The organism is Actinocorallia longicatena (assembly GCF_039534125.1).
GTDB lineage: Bacteria > Actinomycetota > Actinomycetes > Streptosporangiales > Streptosporangiaceae > Actinocorallia > Actinocorallia longicatena.
Window position 1 is genome coordinate 123,468 of sequence record NZ_BAAAUV010000016.1, and the last position, 20,940, is coordinate 144,407.

Consider the following 20,940-nt stretch of genomic DNA (forward strand, 5'->3'; position numbering starts at 1 on the left):
ATGATTCCGTTGTCGTTCGCGCAGCGCCGACTGTGGTTCCTCAGCAGGCTGGAGGGTTCGGGCTCCGTCTACAACCTGCATCAGACCGTCCGGCTGAACGGGGTGGTCGACGTTCCGGCCCTCGGCACGGCCCTGCGGGACGTGCTGGAGCGGCACGAGTCGCTGCGGACCGTCTTCAGAGTCTCCGGCGGAGAGCCCTACCAGCACGTCCTCCCGATGGCCGGGCTCGACTGGGAGCTCGAGGTACGGCGGGTGGAGCGGGTTCCCGAGGCCGTCGCGGAGGCGGCCTGGTACACCTTCGACCTGGCCGCGGAGGTCCCCATCCGCGCCTGCCTCTTCCAGTCGGGGGAGGAGAACTTCCTGTTCCTGCTGGTGCACCACATCGCCGCGGACGGCTGGTCGTGGGCACCGCTGGGCCGGGACCTGGCGGCCGCCTACGCCGCGCGCGCGGGCGGGGCGGCGCCGGACTGGGCGCCGCTGCCGGTGCAGTACGCGGACTACACGCTCTGGCAGCGGGAGCTGCTCGGCGATGAGAACGACCCGGAGAGCCTGCTGTCCACCCAGGTGGACTACTGGCGGCGGGAGCTGTCCGGCGTGCCCGAGGAACTCGCCCTTCCCGCCGACCGCCCCCGTCCGCCGGTCGCCGGATACCGGGGCCACCGGGTGCCGCTGTCGGCCTCCGCGGAGGTGCACCGCGCACTCGCCGCCCTCGCCCGCCGGGAGGGCGCGTCACCGTTCATGGTGCTCCAGGCGGCGCTGGCGGTGCTGCTGTCACGGCTCGGCTCGGGCACCGACATCCCGATCGGCGCCCCGGTGGCGGGCCGCACCGACGAGGGTCTCAACGACCTCGTCGGTTTCTTCGTCAACACCCTGGTCATCCGCGCGGACCTGTCGGGTGATCCGTCGTTCCTCCAGGTGCTGCGGCAGGTGCGGGAGGCGAGCTTCGGCGCGTTCAAGCACCAGGACGTGCCGTTCGAGCGCCTGGTGGAGGAGCTGGCACCGGCGCGGTCGCTGTCGCGGCATCCGCTGTTCCAGGTCATGCTCACGGTGCAGAACCGGGACCGCGGCACGCTGGAGCAGGCGGGGCGGACTCCCGGTGGGGAGCAGGCCCCCGAGGAGCGGGCCGCCACGGTTCCGGCCCGGTTCGACCTCGACCTGTCGATCCGGGAGGTCTTCGACGAGCGGGGCCGCCCGGCCGGGCTGCGCGGCTCGGTGACGGCCGCGGCCGATCTGTTCGATCTGGGCTCGGTGGAGGTGCTGGCCGAGCGGCTGGTGCGGGTGCTGGAGGCGGTGACCGCTGATCCGGAGATCCGGGTGCGGGCGGTGCCGGTGCTGGACGGCGGCGAGCGTGATCTGCTGCTGCACGGCTGGAACGACACGGCGGCCGATTTCGTGGCCGAAGGCGTCGTGGGGCTGTTCGAACGTCAGGTCCTGGAGCGGCCGGACGCGGTGGCGGTGACCGCCGACGGTGAGCGGCTGTCGTACGCGGAGCTGGCGGGCCGGGCGGACCGGATCGCCGGTTTCCTGAGCGCGGCGGGAGTGGGCCCGGAGACCGTGGTCGGGCTGTGCCTTCCGCGGGGCGTCCAGATGGTCGCGGCGATCCTCGGCGTGTGGAAGGCGGGGGCGGCGTACGTGCCGCTGGATCCGCGGCTTCCGGCCGAACGGCTCGACTTCCTGATCTCCGACAGCGACGCCCGGCTGGTCCTGGCCGAGGAGGCCGTGTCGCTGCCCGTGCCCGTGGTCGTCATCGATGAGGCGCTGGCGGCCGAGCCGGGCCTGCCGGTCCCCGTCTTACCCGCTCAGCTCGCGTATGTGATCTACACGTCGGGGTCGACGGGTGTGCCGAAGGGCGTCGCGGTCTCGCATGGTTCGCTGGCGAACCTGGCGTCCGTGTTCGCGGTGGAGCCCGGGGTGGGTGTGCTGCAGTTCGCGTCGTTCAGTTTCGACGCCTCGGTGCTGGACGTCGCGGTGGCGCTGAGCTCCGGCGCCTCCCTGGTCGTGGCGGGGGAGCGCGAGAGGCAGGAGCCCGGCCTGCTGGCCGATCTTCCGGTGCAGGCGGCGAGCGTCGTTCCGTCGCTGCTGCGGGTTCTCGATCCGGCCGCGCTGCCCGAGGTGTCGCGGCTGCTGGTGGGCGCGGAGGCCATCGACGAGGCGACGGCGCGGGAGTGGGCGCGGGGCCGTGAGCTGGTCAACACCTACGGGCCGACCGAGACGACCGTCATGGTGGCCGCGGCGCCGGTGGACGTGGACCGTCCCGGTGCGGTGCCGTTCGGGCGGCCGATCGCCAACACCCGGCTGTTCGTGCTGGACCAGGGCCTGCAGCCGGTCCCGGCCGGTGTCGCGGGTGACCTGTACGTCTCCGGTGTCCAGGTCGCCCGCGGGTACGTGGGCCGGGCCGGGCTGACGGGCGAGCGGTTCGTCGCGTCTCCGTACGGGGCCGGGGAGCGGATGTACCGCACCGGAGACATGGCGCGGTGGACGGCCGACGGTCAGCTCGTGTTCGCCGGGCGGTCGGACCAGCAGGTGAAGATCCGCGGCTTCCGGGTGGAGCCCGGCGAGGTGGAGGCGGTGCTGGCCGCCCACCCGCGTGTGGCGCAGGCCGCGGTGATCGTCCGGGAGGACCGGCTGGTCGCCTACGTGGTGGGCGACGAGCTGCCCGGCGAGGTGCTCCGCGAGCACGTGGCGCTGCGGCTGCCCGACTACATGGTCCCGTCGGCGTTCGTGGTGCTGCCCGCCCTTCCGCTGACGGTCAACGGCAAGCTCGACCGGGCCGCGCTGCCCGCTCCTGAGTTCGCCGGTGCCGTCGGCCGTGGCCCGGCGACGGTGCAGGAGGAGATCCTCTGCCGGGTCTTCGCCGAGGTCCTCCGCCTGGAGTCGGTGGGCGTCGACGACAATTTCTTCGAGCTGGGCGGGCATTCGCTGCTGGCGGTGTCGCTGGTGGAGCGGCTGCGGGTCGCGGGTGTGCCGGTGTCGGTGCGGGCGCTGTTCGAGGCTCCGACGCCCGCGGGTCTGGCGGGGGCGGCTGCTCCGGAGGCGGTGCCGGTTCCGGAGAACCTGATCCCGGACGGTGCCGGGCGGATCACGCCGGAGATGCTGCCGCTGGTGGCCCTGTCCCAGCCGGAGATCGACCGGGTCGTGGCCTCCGTGGAGGGCGGCGCCGGGAACGTGGCGGACGTCTATCCGCTGGCTCCGTTGCAGGAGGGCCTGCTGTTCCACCATCTGCTGGCGGCCGACGGCGATGACGCCTACGCGACGTTGCAGGTGCTGGAGTTCGACTCGCGGGAACGGTTCGAGGCCTTCGCGGCCGGGTTGCAGCAGGTCGTGGACCGCCATGACGTCCTGCGGACCGGTGTGGTGTGGGAGGGGCTCTCGGAGCCCGTCCAGGTCGTCCGGCGGTGGGCGCGGGTGCCGGTGGAGGCGGTCGAGACGGCCGGGGATCCCGGCGCCGACCGGGCCGCCGCGCTGACGGCCGCCGTCGGCTCGATCATGGATCTGAGCCGCGCGCCGCTGCTCGACCTGCACGTCACCGAGGCCGGCGACGGACGCGTCCTGGCGCTGTTCCGGATGCACCACATGATCCAGGACCACCTCGGCATGGACGTCCTCCTGGACGAGCTGCGCAAGGTGCTGAACGGCCGCGTGGACGAACTCGCTCCCGCCATGCCGTTCCGGAACTTCGTCGCGCAGGCGCGCGGCGGCGTGGCCCGCGAGGAGCACGAGCGCTATTTCGCGGAGTTGCTGGGCGACGTGAGCGAGGCGACGGCGCCGTTCGGACTGACCGACGTCCGCGGCGACGGCCTCAGCGTGGTGTCCGCGGTCCTGCCGATCCCGCACGCCCTGGTGACGGAGCTGCGGGAGGTGTCGCGGTTGCTGGGGGTGAGCCCGGCGACGGTCCTGCATGTGGTGTGGGCGCGCGTCTTGGGCGTCCTCGCGGGGCGTGATGATGTCGTGTTCGGGACGGTGTTGTTCGGGCGGATGAACGCGGGTGCGGGTGCCGACCGGGTGATGGGTCCGTTCATCAATACGCTGCCGGTGCGGGCGGGGACGCGGGTGAGCGTCCGGGACGCGGTGGAGGGGATGCGGGCCCAGCTCGCGGCGCTGTTGGAGCACGAGCACGCGCCCCTCGCGGTCGCGCAGCAGGCGTCGGGGATGAGCGGCGACATGCCGCTGTTCTCCGCCCTGTTCAACTACCGCTACAACAGCCGCGGCCGGTCGGGCGAGCCCGAGGAGCCGCGCGACGACGTGGGCGGCATCCGCACCGTGTACAAGCGGGCGAACACCAGCTACCCGGTGGCGATCGCGGTCAACGATCTCGGCGGCGACCGGATGGGGTTCGGGGTCGAGACGGTCGGATCGATCGACCCGCAGGCGATCGGCCGGATGCTGCTGACCGCGACCGGGCACCTCGTCACGGCGCTGCGGCTGACGCCCGACACAGCCCTGGACACGGTCGCCGTGCTGGACGAGACCGACCGGGACCTGCTTCTGCGCGGCTGGAACGACACGGCCGCGGAGTTCTCCGGTGACGGCGTCGTGGAGGCGTTCGGGCGTCATGTGGTGGAGCGGCCTGACGCGGTGGCGGTGGTCGCTGATGGGGTGTCGGTGACGTATGCGGAGCTCGCCGACCGTGCGGATCGGATCGCCGGGTGGCTGGGTGCGGCTGGGGTGGGTGCGGAGTCGGTCGTCGGGTTGTGCCTGCCGCGTGGCGCGGGGATGGTCGCGGCGATCCTGGGTGTGTGGAGGGCGGGGGCGGCGTATGTGCCGCTGGATCCGCAGCTTCCCGCCGAGCGGCTGGAGTTCCTGGTCGCCGACAGCGGTGCCCATCTGGTGCTGACCGAGGGAAGCGGGTTCCTGCCGGTGGCGGTGGCGACCGTCGAGGAGGCGCTGACCGGGAAGCCGGGGCCGGTGGCTCCGGTGCTTCCGGCACAGCTCGCGTATGTGATCTACACGTCGGGGTCGACGGGTGTGCCGAAGGGCGTCGCGGTGTCGCATGGTTCGCTGGCGAACCTGGCGGCGGTGTTCGCGGTGGAGCCCGGGGTGGGTGTGCTGCAGTTCGCGTCGTTCAGTTTCGACGCCTCCGTGCTGGACGTCGCGGTGGCGCTGAGCAGCGGTGCGTCGCTGGTGATCGCGGGGGACAGGGAGCGTCAGGAACCTGGTCTGCTGGCCGGGCTCCCGGTGCAGGCGGCGAGCGTTGTTCCTTCGCTGTTGCGGGTCCTCGAACCCGGGGCGCTGCCGGAGGTGTCGCGGCTGCTGGTGGGTGCCGAGGCGATCGACGAGGCCACGGCCCGCGCCTGGGGTGAGGGCCGTGAGCTGGTCAACACCTATGGGCCGACCGAGACGACCGTGATGGTGGCCTCGGGCGCGGTGGACGTGGACCGTCCCGGCGTGGTGCCGTTCGGGCGGCCGATCGCCAACACACGGCTCTACGTGCTCGACCAGAATCTGGAGCCGGTCCCGGCCGGGGTGGTGGGCGAGCTCTATGTCGCGGGCGTGCAGGTGGCGCGTGGGTACGTGGGCCGGGCCGCCCTGACCGGTGAGCGGTTCGTGGCGGATCCGTTCGGCTCCGGGGAGCGGATGTACCGCACCGGTGACCTGGCGCGATGGACCCTTGACGGTCAGCTCGTGTTCGCCGGGCGGTCGGACCAGCAGGTGAAGATCCGCGGGTTCCGGGTGGAGCCGGGCGAGATCGAGGCGGTGCTGTCGGGGCATCCGTCGGTGGAACAGGTCGCGGTGATCGTCCGGGAGGACCGGCTGGTCGCCTATGCCGTGGGAGACGTGTCCGAGCTGCGCGCCTACGCGGCGCGGAGGCTGCCGGAGTACATGATCCCGGCCGCGTTCGTGGTGCTGCCCGCCCTTCCGCTGACGGCCAACGGCAAGCTCGACCGGGCCGCGCTGCCCGACCCGCAGTACTCCAGCGCCGACGGCCGGGGGCCCGCATCCGTCCAGGAGGAACTGCTGCGCAGCGTTTTCGCGCAGATCCTCGGTCTGGATTCGGTGGGCGTGGATGACGGTTTCTTCGAGTTGGGTGGGCATTCGCTGTTGGCGGTGCGGTTGATTTCGCGGGTGCGGACGGTTTTCGGTGTGGAGTTGCCGTTGCGGACGTTGTTCGAGGCTCCGACGGTGGCGCGGTTGGCGGTGCGTCTGGAGGGTGCCGATGTGGAGCGGGCCCGGGTGGCGTTGAGTGCGGTGGAGCGTCCGGAGCGGATCCCGTTGTCGTTCGCCCAGCGCCGCCTGTGGTTCCTCGCCCAGCTCGAAGGACCGAACCCGACCTACAACAACCCGATCACCCTGCGCCTCCCCGCCGACGTGGACGTCCCCGCCCTGGGCGCCGCCCTGCGGGACGTGATCGGCCGCCACGAGTCCCTGCGGACGATCTTCCCCTCGGTGGACGGCGAGCCCTACCAGCACGTCCTCGACCCGTCGGAGCTGGACTGGAACCTCGAGGTCGTCGAGGTCCCGGAAGGCGGGACACAGGCCGCGGTGGCCGAGGCCTCCCGGCACGGCTTCGACTTCGCCGTGCGGGTGCCGGTCCGGGCCTGGCTGTTCCGGTCGGGCGCCGAGGAATGCGTGCTCGTGCTGCTGCTGCACCACATCGCGACCGACGGCTGGTCGATGGCGCCCCTGACCAGGGACGTCTCGACCGCCTATGAGGCGCGCAGGCGCGGTGAGGCCCCGGCGTGGGAGCCGCTGCCCGTCCAGTACGCCGACTACGCGATCTGGCAGCGTGAACTCCTCGGCGAGGAGTCCGACCCCGGCAGCCTGCTGTCGCGGCAGGTCGGGTACTGGCGCGACGCCCTGGCCGGCGCGCCGGAGGAACTGACCCTGCCCGTGGACCGGCCGCGCCCGGCGGTGGCGAGCCACCGGGGACACCGGGTGGCCGTCCAGGTGCCCGGCGAGGTGCACCGGCGGCTCGTGGACCTGGCCAGGACCGAGGGCGTCACGACGTTCATGGTCATGCAGGCCGCCCTGGCGGTCACGCTGTCGCGGCTCGGCGCGGGCACCGACGTCCCGATCGGATCGGCGATCGCGGGCCGCTCCGACGAGGCCCTGAACGATCTCGTCGGCTTCTTCGTCAACACCCTGGTCATCCGCACGGACCTGTCCGGAGACCCGGACTTCCGGCAGGTCCTGGCGCGGGTGCGGGAGACGACACTGGGGGCGCTGGCCCATCAGGACGTCCCGTTCGAACGCCTCGTGGAGGACCTTGCGCCGTCCCGGTCGCTGGCCCGGCATCCGCTGTTCCAGGTGATGCTGACGGTGCAGAACAACCAGCAGTCCGCCCTGGACCCCGCCGGGGGCCGGGCCGCGCCCGAGGGCACGATCACCGGCGCGGCCCGGTTCGACGTGGACGTCAACGTCACCGAGGTGTTCGGCGACGAGGGCCGCCCCGAGGGGCTCCGCGGGTCGGTGGCGGTCAGCGCCGACCTGTTCGACGAGGGCTCGGCCGGGGTGTTCGCGCGGCGTTTCGCGCGGGTCCTGGAAGCGGTGACGGAGGCGCCGGACGCGCCGGTCGGCACCGTGCCGGTGGTGGACGCCGCCGAGCGCGAGCTGCTGCTGTCGGGCTGGAACACGGCGGCCTCCGTTCCCGAGATCACGCTCACCGAGCTGTTCGCCCGCCGGGTGGCGGCCGATCCGGGCGCGATCGCCGTCTCGGCGGACGGGACGACGCTCACCTACGGCGAGCTGGACGCCCGGGCGCATCGGCTCGCCGGTCATCTGCGCGCGTCCGGCGTCGGCGTGGGCTCGATGGTGGGGGTCGTGCTGGAACGCGGGCTCGACGTGGTGGTGTCGCTGCTCGCGGTGGTGAAGGCGGGTGCGGCGTACGTGCCGGTCGACCCGCGGTCGCCGGCGGAGCGGGTGGGCGTCGTGCTGTCGGACGCCCGGGTCGCCGCGGTCGTGACGTCGCGGTCGTGCGCGTCGCTGGTGCCGGGGCCGGTGCCCATGATCGTGGTGGACGGTCCGGAGGCGGCGGCCGGGGTGGACGGCCTGCCGGATCACGTCCCGGTGTCGCCGGACGCGGCCGCCTATGTGATCTACACGTCGGGTTCGACGGGGACGCCGAAGGGCGTGGTGGTCACGCACCGCAACGTGGTCGGCCTGCTGGAGGCCGCCGGTGATCTGCTGTCGCTGGATTCTGCGGACGTGTGGAGCTGCTTCCACTCGTTCGGGTTCGACGTGTCGGTGTGGGAGATGTGGGGGGCGCTGCTGCACGGTGCCCGTCTCGTGGTGGTGCCCTACGAGGTGTCGCGCAGCCCGGAGGAGTTCGCCGGGCTGATCGAGCGGGAGGGGGTGACGGTCCTCAGCCAGACGCCGTCGGCGTTCTACCAGCTCTCGGCGGTGCGGGAGCTGCCTCCGGAACACCTGCGCCTGGTCGTGTTCGCCGGTGAGGCCCTGGACCCCGCGCGCGTGGCCGGCTGGTCGGTCACGGGCGGCCCGCGCCTGGTGAACATGTACGGGATCACCGAGACGACGGTCCACTCCACGCACTGGCAGGTGACGGGGGAGGAGTCCGGGAGCGTGGTGGGGCGCGGCCTGCCGGGCACGTCGATGCTGGTCCTCGACGAGCGGCTACGGCCCGTCGCACCGGGCGTGACCGGTGAGCTCTACGTCGCCGGGGCGCAGGTGTCGCGCGGATATCTGGGACGTGCGGGACTGACCGGGGAACGGTTCGTCGCCCACCCCTACGGTTCGGCAGGGGAGCGGATGTACCGCTCGGGTGACCTGGCGAAATGGTCCAACGACGGTCAGCTGGTGTTCGTGGGGCGGGCCGACGCCCAGGTGAAGCTGCGCGGCTTCCGGATCGAGCCGGGCGAGGTCGAGACGGTCCTGGCCGGGCATCCGGACGTGGCGCAGGCCGCGGTGATCGTCCGGGAGGACGCGCCGGGCGACAAGCGCCTGGTCGGCTACGTGGTCCTCGCCGGCGGCACGGTCACCGGCGCCGACCTGCGCGTTCACGCGGCGCGGCTGCTGCCGGAGTACATGGTTCCCTCGGCGATCGTCGTGGTGCCGGTGCTGCCGCTGACCGTCAACGGGAAGCTCGACCGGCGGGCCCTCCCGGCGCCGGAGTACTCCGGCGGCGAGAGCAGGGAACCGGCGACGGTCCAGGAGGAGTTGCTGTGCGGGGTGTTCGCGCAGATCCTCGGTCTGGATTCGGTGGGCGTGGATGACGGTTTCTTCGAGTTGGGTGGGCATTCGCTGTTGGCGGTGCGGTTGATTTCGCGGGTGCGGACGGTTTTCGGTGTGGAGTTGCCGTTGCGGACGTTGTTCGAGGCTCCGACGGTGGCGCGGTTGGCGGTGCGTCTGGAGGGTGCCGATGTGGAGCGGGCCCGGGTGGCGTTGAGTGCGGTGGAGCGTCCGGAGCGGATCCCGTTGTCGTTCGCCCAGCGCCGCCTGTGGTTCCTCGCCCAGCTGGAGGGCCCGAACGCCACCTACAACAGCCCGATCACCCTGCGGCTGTCCGGTGAGGTCGACGTGGCCGCGCTGAACGCCGCCCTGCGGGACGTGATCGGCCGCCACGAGTCCCTGCGGACGATCTTCCCTGCCGTCGACGGCGAGCCCTACCAGCACATTCTCAGGCCGGACGAGCTGGACTGGGCCCTCCAGCAGGCCGAGGTGCCCGCGGAGGAACTCCCGGCGGCCGTCTCCGCCGCTTCCCGCCACGCGTTCGACTTCTCCGCCGAGGTTCCGGTCCGGGCGTGGCTGTTCCGCTCGGACGCCGGTGAGTCGACGCTGGTGCTGCTGCTGCACCACATCGCGACCGACGGCTGGTCCATGGCGCCTTTGACCAGGGACGTCTCGACGGCCTACGCGGCGCGCAGGCGCGGCGAGGCCCCGGTGTGGGAGCCGCTGCCGGTCCAGTACGCCGACTACGCGATCTGGCAGCGCGAGCTGCTCGGCGAGGAGACCGACCCGCGGAGCCTGCTGTCGCGGCAGGTCGCCTACTGGCAGGAGGCGCTGGCGGGCTCGCCCGAGGAGCTGAACCTTCCCGCCGACCGTCCGCGTCCGGCGGCGGCCAGCCACCGGGGCCATGTGGCGCCGTTGCGGGTGCCCGCCGACGTGCACGAACGGCTGGTGGATCTGGCTCGTGCCGAGGGTGTCACGACGTTCATGGTGTTGCAGGCCGCGTTGGCGGTGACGTTGTCGCGGCTCGGTGCGGGGACGGACGTTCCGATCGGTTCGGCGGTGGCGGGGCGTTCGGACGAGGCGTTGAACGATCTGGTCGGGTTCTTCGTGAACTCGCTGGTCATCCGCACCGACCTCGCCGGGGACCCGGACTTCCGGCAGGTGCTCGCGCGGGTGCGGGAGACGACCCTGGGGGCCCTCGCCCACCAGGACGTGCCCTTCGAACGGCTCGTGGAGGTGCTGGCACCGGAGCGGTCGCTGGCGCGGCACCCGCTGTTCCAGGTCGTCCTGACGTTGCAGAACGTCGACCGGGTCGTCGTGGGACTGCCCGGGGAGCGGGACGATGACGCCTCCTCGATGCTCGAGGTCGCCGGCCGGTGCGACGTGGAGGTGATGGCCGGGGAGACCTTCGACGCCCAGGGCCGTCCGGCGGGTCTGCGCGGGATGCTGGTGGTGGCGGCCGACCTGTTCGAGGCGCCGATGGCGCAGCGGTTCGCCGGCTGGCTGACCGGGGTGCTGGCGGCGGTGACGGAGTCTCCGGAACTGCCCGTCCACGCGGTGCCGGTGGTGGACGCCGCCGAGCGGCGCCTGGTGCTGGAGGACTGGAACGCCACGGCCGCCGAGATTCCGGCCGGGACCGTGCTGGACCTGTTCGCCGCGCGGGTGGCGGCGGATCCGGGCGCCGCGGCCGTGCTCGCCGACGGTGTCTCCCTGAGCTTCGCCGAGCTGGACGCGCGGGCCGATCGGCTCGCCGGTCATCTGGGCCGTCTGGGTGTGGGTGCGGAGTCGCTGGTGGCGGTGGTTCTGCCGCGCGGCGTCGATCTGGCGGTGGCGCTGCTGGGCGTGCTGAAGGCGGGGGCGGCGTATCTGCCGATCGATGTGACCCTGCCCGCCGAGCGCGTCGGGTTCATGATCGCTGACAGTGCGGCGGCCGTGGTCCTCGGCACGGCGGACCTTCTCGACGGGCTGTCCCTGGCCGGCGTGCCGTCGCTGGACGTCGCGGACGTCTCCGGCCCGTCGCAGGCACCGCCCGTGGTGGTGCGTCCCGACGGGCTGGCCTATGTGATCTACACGTCAGGGTCGACGGGTGTGCCGAAGGGCGTCGCGGTCACCCATCGCAGTGCGGTGAACCTCGTGGTCGCCCAGGCCGATCGGTTCGCGGTCGGTGCGGGGGACCGGGTGCTGCAGTTCGCGTCGCCGAGCTTCGACGCGGCCGTCTCCGAGGTCCTGGTGACCTGGTGCTCCGGCGCCGCCCTGGTCGTGGCGGACGCCGACCGGCTGAAGCCCGGCGGAGGCCTCGTCGAGGTGCTCTCCGGCTTCGGTGTCTCGCACGTGACGCTGCCGCCCGCCGTGCTGGCGGTCCTCGACCCGGCGGACCTGGGCTCCGTGCGGACCCTCGTGTCCGCGGGCGAGGCCCTGGATCCGGGCCTGGTGGAGCCCTGGTCCGCGGGCAGGCGCCTGATCAACGCCTACGGTCCGACCGAGACGACCGTGTGCACCTCGATGTCCCTGCCGCTGGCGGCGGGCGACGCGCCGGTGATCGGCCTGCCGATCGCCAACGGCCGGGTGTACGTGCTGGACGAGCGGTTGCAGCCGGTCCCCGTCGGGGTGCCGGGCGACCTGTACGTGGCCGGGGTGCCCCTCGCCCGCGGCTATGTCGGCCGGGCGGGGCTGACGAGCGAGCGCTTCGTGGCCTGCCCGTTCGGCGCGGCCGAGCGGATGTACCGCACCGGCGACCTGGTGAAGTGGACCGCCGACGGCCGGCTCGTCTTCGCCGGCCGCGTCGACGACCAGGTGAAGCTCCGCGGGTTCCGGATCGAGCTCGGCGAGATCGAGGCCGTCCTGTCCGGGCGTCCCGGTGTCGCGCGGGCGGTCGTGGTCGTCCGTGACGAGCGGCTGGTCGCCTACCTCGTGGGCGACGATCCCTCCGTCGCCGCGGCGCGTGAGCACGCCGCGCGGCTCCTGCCGGAGTACATGGTCCCGTCGGCGTTCGTCGTGCTGCCCGCGCTGCCGCTGACGAGCAGCGGGAAGATCGACCGCAGGGCGCTGCCGGAACCCGGGCGCGCCGGCGCGGGCCGGGGGCCGGTCACGGTGCAGGAGGAACTGCTCTGCGACGCCTTCGCCCTGGTCCTCGGCCTGGACTCGGTCGGGGTCGACGACAGCTTCTTCAACCTGGGCGGGCACTCCCTGCTGGCCGTGCGGCTGGCGTCCCGGATCCGGGCGGCGCTCGGCGTCGAAGTGGACCTCCCGACCCTCTTCGAGGCGCCGACGGTGGCGCAGCTCGCCGCGCGGATCGCCGAGGGCACGGAACGGGCGCGGGCACCCCTGTCCGCGGTGGTGCGCCCGGCACGGGTGCCGTTGTCGTTCGCCCAGCGCCGCCTGTGGTTCCTGGCCCAGCTCGAAGGGCCGAGCACGACCTACAACAGCCCGATCCCGATGCGGCTGCCCGGCGATGTGGACGTCACCGTGCTGAACGCCGCCCTGCGCGACGTGCTGGGCCGCCACGAATCGCTCAGGACGATCTTCCCGGCGGTCGACGGCGAGCCCTACCAGCACGTCCTCGGACTGGACGAGCTGGACTGGGCCGTCGAGCAGGCCGAGGTGTCCCCGGACGAGCTGCGCTCCTCGGTGGCCGAGGTGCTGCGGTACGCGTTCGACTTCTCCGTCGAGGTTCCGGTCCGGGCGTGGTTGTTCCGCTCGGGTTCCGAGGAGTCGACGCTGGTGCTGCTGCTGCACCACATCGCGACCGACGGCTGGTCGATGGCGCCGCTGGCCCGCGACCTGCTGACGGCTTACGAGGCCCGCTCGCGCGGTGAGGCTCCGGCGTGGGAACCGCTGCCGGTCCAGTACGCCGACTACGCGATCTGGCAGCGCGAGCTCCTCGGCGAGGAGACCGATCCGGAGAGCCTGCTGTCACGTCAGGTGGCGTACTGGCGGGAGACGCTGGCGGGTGCCCCGGAGGAACTGGTGCTGCCGGCCGACCGACAGCGACCCGCGGTGCTGAGCCACCGCGGCCACCGCGCCCCGCTGGACCTGCCGGTGGAGGTGCATCGGCGGCTGGTGGATCTGGCTCGTGCCGAGGGTGTCACGACGTTCATGGTGTTGCAGGCCGCGTTGGCGGTGACGTTGTCGCGGCTCGGTGCGGGGACGGACGTTCCGATCGGTTCGGCGGTGGCGGGGCGTTCGGACGAGGCGTTGAACGATCTGGTCGGGTTCTTCGTGAACTCGCTGGTCATCCGCACCGACCTCGCGGGGGACCCGGACTTCCGTGAGGTGCTGTCCAGGGTGCGGGGGGCGACTCTGGGCGCCCTCGTTCACCAGGACGTGCCGTTCGAGCGCCTGGTGGAGGAGCTGGCTCCGTCGCGGTCGCTGTCGCGGCATCCGCTGTTCCAGGTGATGCTCACGGTGCAGAACAACGAGCGCGCCGTCGCGCAGCTGCCCAGGTCGCGTGCCGCCGATCCCGCGGTGACGACCGGCGACGGCACGGTCGCGGCGCGCTTCGACCTGGAGGTGACGGTCGGGGAGGTGTTCGACGAGCAGGGGCGTCCGGCGGGGCTGCGCGGCATGCTGGTGGCCGGGGTCGAGCTGTTCGATCCCGCCACGGTCAGGGCCGTCGCCGAGCGGCTGGAGCGGGTGCTCACCGAGGTGACGGCTGCTCCGGAGCTGCGGGTGCTGGCGGTGCCGGTGCTGGAGGAGGCCGAGCGTGATCTTCTTCTGCACGGGTGGAACGACACGGCTGCGGAGTTCTCCAGTGGCGGTGTCGTGGAGGCGTTCGGGCGTCATGTGGTGGAGCGGCCTGACGCGGTGGCGGTGGTCGCTGATGGGGTTTCGCTGACGTATGCGGAGCTTGCCGATCAGGCGGATCGGATCGCCGGGTGGCTGGGTGCGGCGGGTGTCGGTGCCGAGTCGGTGGTGGGTTTGCGTCTGCCGCGTGGCGCGGGGATGGTCGCGGCGATCATGGGTGTGTGGAGGGCGGGGGCGGCGTATGTGCCGTTGGATCCGCAGCTTCCTGCCGAGCGTTTCGACTTCCTGGTGGCCGACAGCGGGGCCGGTCTGGTCCTGACCGATCTTGATGAGGCGTTGGCGTCCGATCCTGCGGCGCCCGTTGCGGTGTTGCCTGGTCGGCTGGCGTATGTGATCTATACGTCGGGTTCGACGGGTGTGCCGAAGGGTGTCGGGGTGTCGCATGGTTCGCTGGCGAACCTGGCGGCGGTGTTCGCGGTGGAGCCCGGGGTGGGTGTGCTGCAGTTCGCGTCGTTCAGTTTCGACGCCTCCGTCCTGGATGTCGCGGTGGCGCTGAGCAGCGGTGCGACGGTGGTGGTGGCGAGCGATCAGGAGCGGCAGGAACCCGCTCTGCTGGCGGATCTTCCGGTGCAGGCGGCGAGTGTCGTGCCGTCGCTGTTGCGGGTCCTCGAACCCGGGGCGCTGCCGGAGGTGTCGCGGCTGTTGGTGGGTGCCGAGGCGATCGACGAGGCGACCGCGCAGGCCTGGGCCGAGGGTCGCGAACTGATCAACACCTATGGGCCTACTGAGGCGACGGTGATGGTGGCTGCGGCGCCGGTGGACGTTGAGCGTCCCGGTGTGGTGCCGTTCGGGCGTCCGATCGCCAACACCCGGCTGTATGTGCTGGACGAGGCGTTGCAGCCGGTCCCGGCCGGAGTGGCGGGTGATCTGTATGTCGCGGGTGTCCAGGTGGCGCGCGGCTATGTGGGCCGGGCCGCCCTGACGGGTGAGCGGTTCGTGGCGTGTCCGTTCGGTTCGGGTGAGCGGATGTACCGTACGGGTGACCTGGCGAAGTGGACGTCGGACGGGCAGCTGGTGTTCGCGGGGCGTTCGGATCAGCAGGTGAAGATCCGCGGGTTCCGGATCGAGCCGGGCGAGATCGAAGCCGTCCTGACCGGGCACCCGGACGTGACGCAGGCAGCGGTGCTCGTCCGGGACGACAGGCTGGTCGCCTACCTGGTGGGGGAGGGGATCCCCCTCGACGAGGTCCGCGAGCACGCGGCGCGGCGACTGCCGGAGTACATGGTCCCCGCCGCCTTCGTGGAGCTGGCGGTGCTGCCGCTGACCACGAACGGCAAGCTCGACCGGGCCGCCCTGCCCGAACCGGAGTTCTCCACGGGCGAGGGCCGGGGCCCGGCGACGGTGCGGGAGGAGGTCCTCTGCCGGGTCTTCGCCGAGGTCCTCGGGGTGGAGTCGGTCGGGGTCGACGGCAACTTCTTCGAGCTGGGCGGGCACTCGCTGCTCGCGGTCTCGCTGGTGGAACGGCTGCGGTCGGCCGGCGTCTCGGTGTCGGTGCGGGCGCTGTTCGAGGCGCCGACCCCCGCGGGCCTCGCCGCCGCGGCGGGCTCGGTGTCGGTGGAGGTGCCCGACAACCTGATCCCTGAGGACGCCCTCCACATCACGCCGGAGATGCTGCCGCTGGTGACGCTGTCCCAGCCGGAGATCGACCGGATCGCGGCGTCCGTCGACGGCGGTGCCGCGAACGTGGCGGACGTCTATCCGCTGGCTCCGCTGCAGGAGGGCCTGCTGTTCCACCACCTGCTGGCCGCCGGCGGCGATGACGCGTACGCGACGTTGCAGGTGCTGGAGTTCGACTCGCGGGAGCGGTTCGACGCCTTCGCGGCCGGGCTCCAGCAGGTCGTGGACCGGCACGACATCCTGCGCTCCGCCGTGGTGTGGGAGGGGCTTCCGGAGCCCGTCCAGGTCGTGTGGCGGCGGGCGCGGGTCCGGGTGGACTCCGTCCAGGTGCTGGACGACCGGCCCGCGGACGGTGACGAGCTCGTGTCCCGGTTGATCGCCGCGGTGGGCTCGTCGATGGACCTCGGCCGCGCTCCGCTGCTCGACCTGACCGTCACCGAGATCGGCGGCGGACGCTGCCTGGCCCTCATGCGGATGCACCACATGATCCAGGACCACCTGGGCATGGACGTCCTCCTGGGCGAGCTGCGCGCGGTGCTGTCCGGCCGGGCCTCGGAACTGACCCGGGCGATGCCGTTCCGGAACTTCGTCGCGCAGGCGCGCGGCGGCGTGGCCCGCGAGGAGCACGAGCGCTATTTCGCCGAGCTGCTGGGCGACGTGAGCGAGGCGACGGCGCCGTTCGGGCTGACCGACATCCTCGGCGACGGCCTCAGCGTGGAGGCGACCGGCCTCCAGATCCCGGTCGACCTGGTGGCCGAACTGCGCGAGGTGTCGCGGCTGATGGGAGTCAGCCCCGCGACCGTGCTGCACGTCGTGTGGGCACGCGTCCTGGGCGTCCTCGCGGGCCGTGACGACGTCGTGTTCGGGACGGTGTTGTTCGGGCGGATGAACGCGGGTGCGGGTGCCGACCGGGTGATGGGTCCGTTCATCAATACGCTGCCGGTGCGGGCGGGGACGCGGGTGAGCGTCCGGGACGCGGTGGAGGGGATGCGGGCCCAGCTCGCGGCGCTGTTGGAGCACGAGCACGCGCCCCTCGCGGTCGCGCAGGCGGCGTCGGGGATGAGCGGTGAGCTGCCGCTGTTCTCGGCCCTGTTCAACTACCGCTACAGCAGCCGCGCCGAGACGAACGAGGCCGAGCCGCGCGGTGCCGCCGGCGGGATCCGCAAGGTCTTCGCCCGTGCCTATACGAGCTATCCCGTCGCGATCGCGGTCAACGACCTCGGCGGCGACAGGCTCAGCTTCACCGTCGAGGCGATCGACCCGATCGACCCGCAGGCCATCGGCCGGATGCTCCTGACGGCGACCGAGCACCTCGTCACCGCGCTGCGGCTGACCCCGGACGCCGCCCTGGACACCGTCGCCGTGCTGGACGAGGAGGAGCGGAACCGGCTGCTCACCGGCGGGAACGCCACGGAGACCGAGGTTCCGGCGGGGAACGTCCTGGAGTTGTTCGACGCCCGGGTGGCGGCGGATCCGGACGCGGCCGCCGTGCTCGCGGACGGGCTGTCGCTGTCCTACGCAGAGCTGGACGCCCGGGCGAACCGGCTCGCCGGTCATCTGAGCCGTCTGGGCGTGGGTGCGGAATCGCTCGTCGCGGTCGTGCTGCCGCGTGGGGTGGAGCTCGCGGTGGCGATGCTGGGCGTGCTCAAGGCGGGAGCGGCCTATCTGCCGATCGATGTGACGCTGCCCGCCGAGCGGGTCGGGTTCATGATCGCGGACAGTCGGGCGATCGTCGTTCTGAGCACGGGTGACCTGCTGGATGATCTTCCGTTGGCGGGTGTGCTGACGGTGGACGTCGAGGAGGTGTCCGGCCCTTCGGACGCGCTGTCCCCGGCGGTGCGTCCCGATGGCCTGGCGTATGTGATCTACACGTCGGGTTCGACGGGTGTGCCGAAGGGTGTGGCGGTTTCTCATCGCAGTGCGGTGAACCTCGTGGTGGCTCAGGCTGATCGGTTCGCGGTCGGTGTGGGGGATCGGGTGTTGCAGTTCGCTTCTCCGAGCTTCGATGCCGCCGTGTCCGAGGTTCTGGTGACGTGGTGTTCGGGTGCGGCCCTGGTGGTCGCGGAGGCCGATCGGCTGTTGCCGGGCAACGGTCTGGTCGGGGTGCTCGCCGGTTTCGAGGTCTCCCATGTGACGCTGCCGCCCGCGGTACTGGCGGTGCTGGAACCGGCTGAGCTGGGTTCGGTGCGGACTCTGGTGTCCGCTGGTGAGGCCCTGGATCCCAGTCTGGTGGAGCCGTGGTCTGAGGGCAGGCGCCTGATCAACGCCTACGGTCCGACGGAGACGACGGTGTGCGCGTCGATGTCGCTGCCGCTGGCGGCGGGGGACGCCCCAGTGATCGGCTTCCCGATCGCCAACAGCCGGGTGTTCGTGCTGGACGAGGCGCTGCGCCCGGTACCCGTCGGAGTGCCCGGAGACCTCTACGTCTCCGGTGTCCTGCTGGCGCGCGGCTACGTCGGACGGGCCGGCCTGACGGGCGAGCGGTTCGTGGCGTCCCCCTACGCGGCGGGCGGCCGCATGTACCGCACGGGCGACGTGGCGAAGTGGACCCCCGACGGGCAGCTCGTGTTCGCCGGCCGCGCGGACGATCAGGTCAAGGTGCGCGGCTTCCGGATCGAACTCGGTGAGGTCGAGTCGGTCCTGTCCGGGCATCCCGGCGTCGTTCAGGCGGTCGTGGTCGTCCGTGACGAGCGGCTGGTCGCCTACCTCGTCGGCGACGACCTTCCGGTCGACCTGGTGCGGGAGGACGCCGCCCGCCGCCTGCCCGAGTACATGATCCCGTCGGCGTTCGTCGTCCTGCCCGCCCTGCCGCTGACGAGCAGCGGGAAGATCGACCGCAAGGCCCTGCCCGCCCCGGACTACCCGGGCACGGGAGGTGCCGGTGCGCGCCGGGGCCCGATCACCGTCCAGGAAGAGCTGCTCTGCGACGCCTTCGCCCAGGTCCTCGGCCTGGACTCCGTCGGCGTCGATGACAGCTTCTTCGAGCTCGGCGGGCACTCGCTGCTCGCCACCCGGCTGGTGTCGCGGATCCGCGCCACGCTCGGTGTCGAGGTCGAGATCCGCACCCTGTTCGAAGCCCCGACCGTGGCCGGTCTGGCGGCCCGGCTGGCCGGCACCACGGAGCGGGCCCGGGTGGCCCTGGCCGCGGTGGAGCGTCCGGAGCGGATCCCGCTGTCGTTCGCCCAGCGCCGCCTGTGGTTCCTCGCCCAGCTCGAGGGCCCGAACGCGAACTACAACGGCCCGATCACCCTGAGGCTGCCCCGCGACGTCGACGTGGCGGCGCTGAACGCAGCGCTGCGCGACGTGATCGGCCGCCACGAGTCCCTGCGGACGATCTTCCCGGCGGTCGACGGCGAGCCCTACCAGCACATTCTGGACCTGGACGGGCTGGACTGGGCCCTCCAGCAGGTCGAGGTGCCCGCGGAGGGCCTGTCCGAGGCGGCGGCCGAGGTGTCGCGGTACGCCTTCGACTTCTCCGTCGAGGTGCCGATCCGGGCCTGGCTGTTCCGGCCCGGCGACGAGGACCCGATGCTGGTGCTCCTCCTGCACCACATCGCGACCGACGGCTGGTCGATGGCGCCTCTCACCCAGGACGTCTCGACGGCGTATTCGGCGCGCAGGCGCGGCCTGGCCCCGGTGTGGGAGCCGCTGCCCGTCCAGTACGCGGACTACGCGATCTGGCAGCGTGAGCTGCTCGGCGAGGAGTCCGACCCCGGCAGCCTCCTGTCGCGGCAGGTCGCCTACTGGCGCGAGGCCCTGGCGGGAGCTCCGGAGGAACTGGCGCTGCCGGTGGACCGGCCGCGCCCGGCGGTGGCGAGCCACCGCGGGCACCTGGCTCCGCTGTGGGTGTCGCCGGAGGTGCATCAGCGGCTGGCCGAGCTGGCCCGTGCCGAGGGTGTCACGATGTTCATGGTGGTGCAGGCTGCTCTGGCGGTGACGCTGTCGAGGCTTGGCGCGGGCACGGATGTTCCGATCGGTTCGGGTGTGGCGGGGCGTTCGGACGAGGCGTTGAACGATCTGGTCGGGTTCTTTGTGAACTCGCTGGTGGTCCGGACCGATCTGTCGGGTGATCCGGACTTCCGTGAGGTGTTGTCGCGGGTCCGTGAGACGACGCTCGGCGCCCTCGCCCATCAGGACGTGCCGTTCGAGCGCCTGGTCGAGGAGCTGGCGCCGTCGCGGTCGCTGTCCCGGCATCCGATCTACCAGGTCGTGCTGACCCTGCAGAACACCGACCGCGTCGCCGTCGACCTCCCGGTCGCCCAGCCCAGCGCCACCTCGACGCATGAAGCCGTGGTCCGCTGCGACGTGGACGTGATGGTCGGCGAGGTCTTCGACGCCGAAGGCCGTCCGGCCGGGCTGCGCGGCTCGATCACCGTCGCGGCGGATCTGTTCGAGGCCCCGATGGCACAGCGGTTCTCGGCCTGGCTCGCCCGCGTGCTCGCGACGGTCACGGAGACCCCGGCCCTCCCGGTCGGCTCGATCCCGGTCGTGGACGCGGACGAGCGGCGGCTCCTCCTGGAGAGCTGGAACGACACGGCGGCCGAGATCGCCGCGGAAACCGCGCTGGACCTGTTCGACGCCCGGGTGGCGGCGGATCCGGACGCGGCCGCCGTGCTCGCGGACGGGCTGACGCTGTCCTTCGGCGAGCTGGACGCCCGGGCGAACCGGCTCGCCGGATACCTGCATCGTCTGGGTGTGGGCGCGGAGTCGCTGGTGGCGGTGCTGCTGCCGCGTGGTGTGGATCTGGCGGTGGCGCTGCTGGGCGTGCTCAAGGCGGGTGCCGCTTATCTGCCGATCGATGTGACGCTGCCCGCCGAACGGGTCGGGTTCATGATCGCGGACAGTGGGGCGATCGTGGTGGTGAGCTCGGGTGATCTGCTGGACGATCTGCCGTCGGCCGGTGTGCTGACGGTCGATGTCGCCGATGTGTCCGGCCCGTCGGAGCCCGTCGCGGTGTCCGTTCGCCCTGACGCCTTGGCGTATGTGATCTATACGTCGGGTTCGACGGGTGTGCCGAAGGGTGTGGCGGTTTCTCATCGCAGTGCGGTGAACCTCGTGACGGCTCAGGCTGATCGGTTCGCGGTTGGTGTGGGGGATCGGGTGTTGCAGTTCGCCTCACCCAGCTTCGACGCCGCCGTCTCCGAGGTCCTGGTCACGTGGTGTTCGGGTGCGGCCCTGGTGGTCGCGGACGCGGACAGGCTGTTGCCGGGCAATGGTCTGGTCGAGGTGCTAGCCGGTTTCGAGGTCTCCCATGTGACGCTGCCGCCTGCGGCTTTGGCCGTGCTCGACCCGGCGGATCTAAGTTCGGTGCGGACCCTGGTGTCCGCCGGTGAAGCTCTTGATCCAGGCCTGGTGGGGCCGTGGTCTGAGGGCAGGCGTCTGATCAACGCCTATGGT

Annotated in this window: 1 protein-coding gene (cut by a window edge); it reads left to right on the forward strand. The window is 72.1% G+C overall.

From position 1 onward, the window contains the following. Window positions 1-20,940, forward strand: the 5' portion of a protein-coding gene (locus tag ABD785_RS27755; protein WP_344833972.1) for a non-ribosomal peptide synthase/polyketide synthase. Its footprint extends 17,487 nt past the window's final position; the window shows 20,940 of its 38,427 coding nt (coding positions 1-20,940); it begins with the start codon at window positions 1-3; the stop codon falls past the right edge of the window.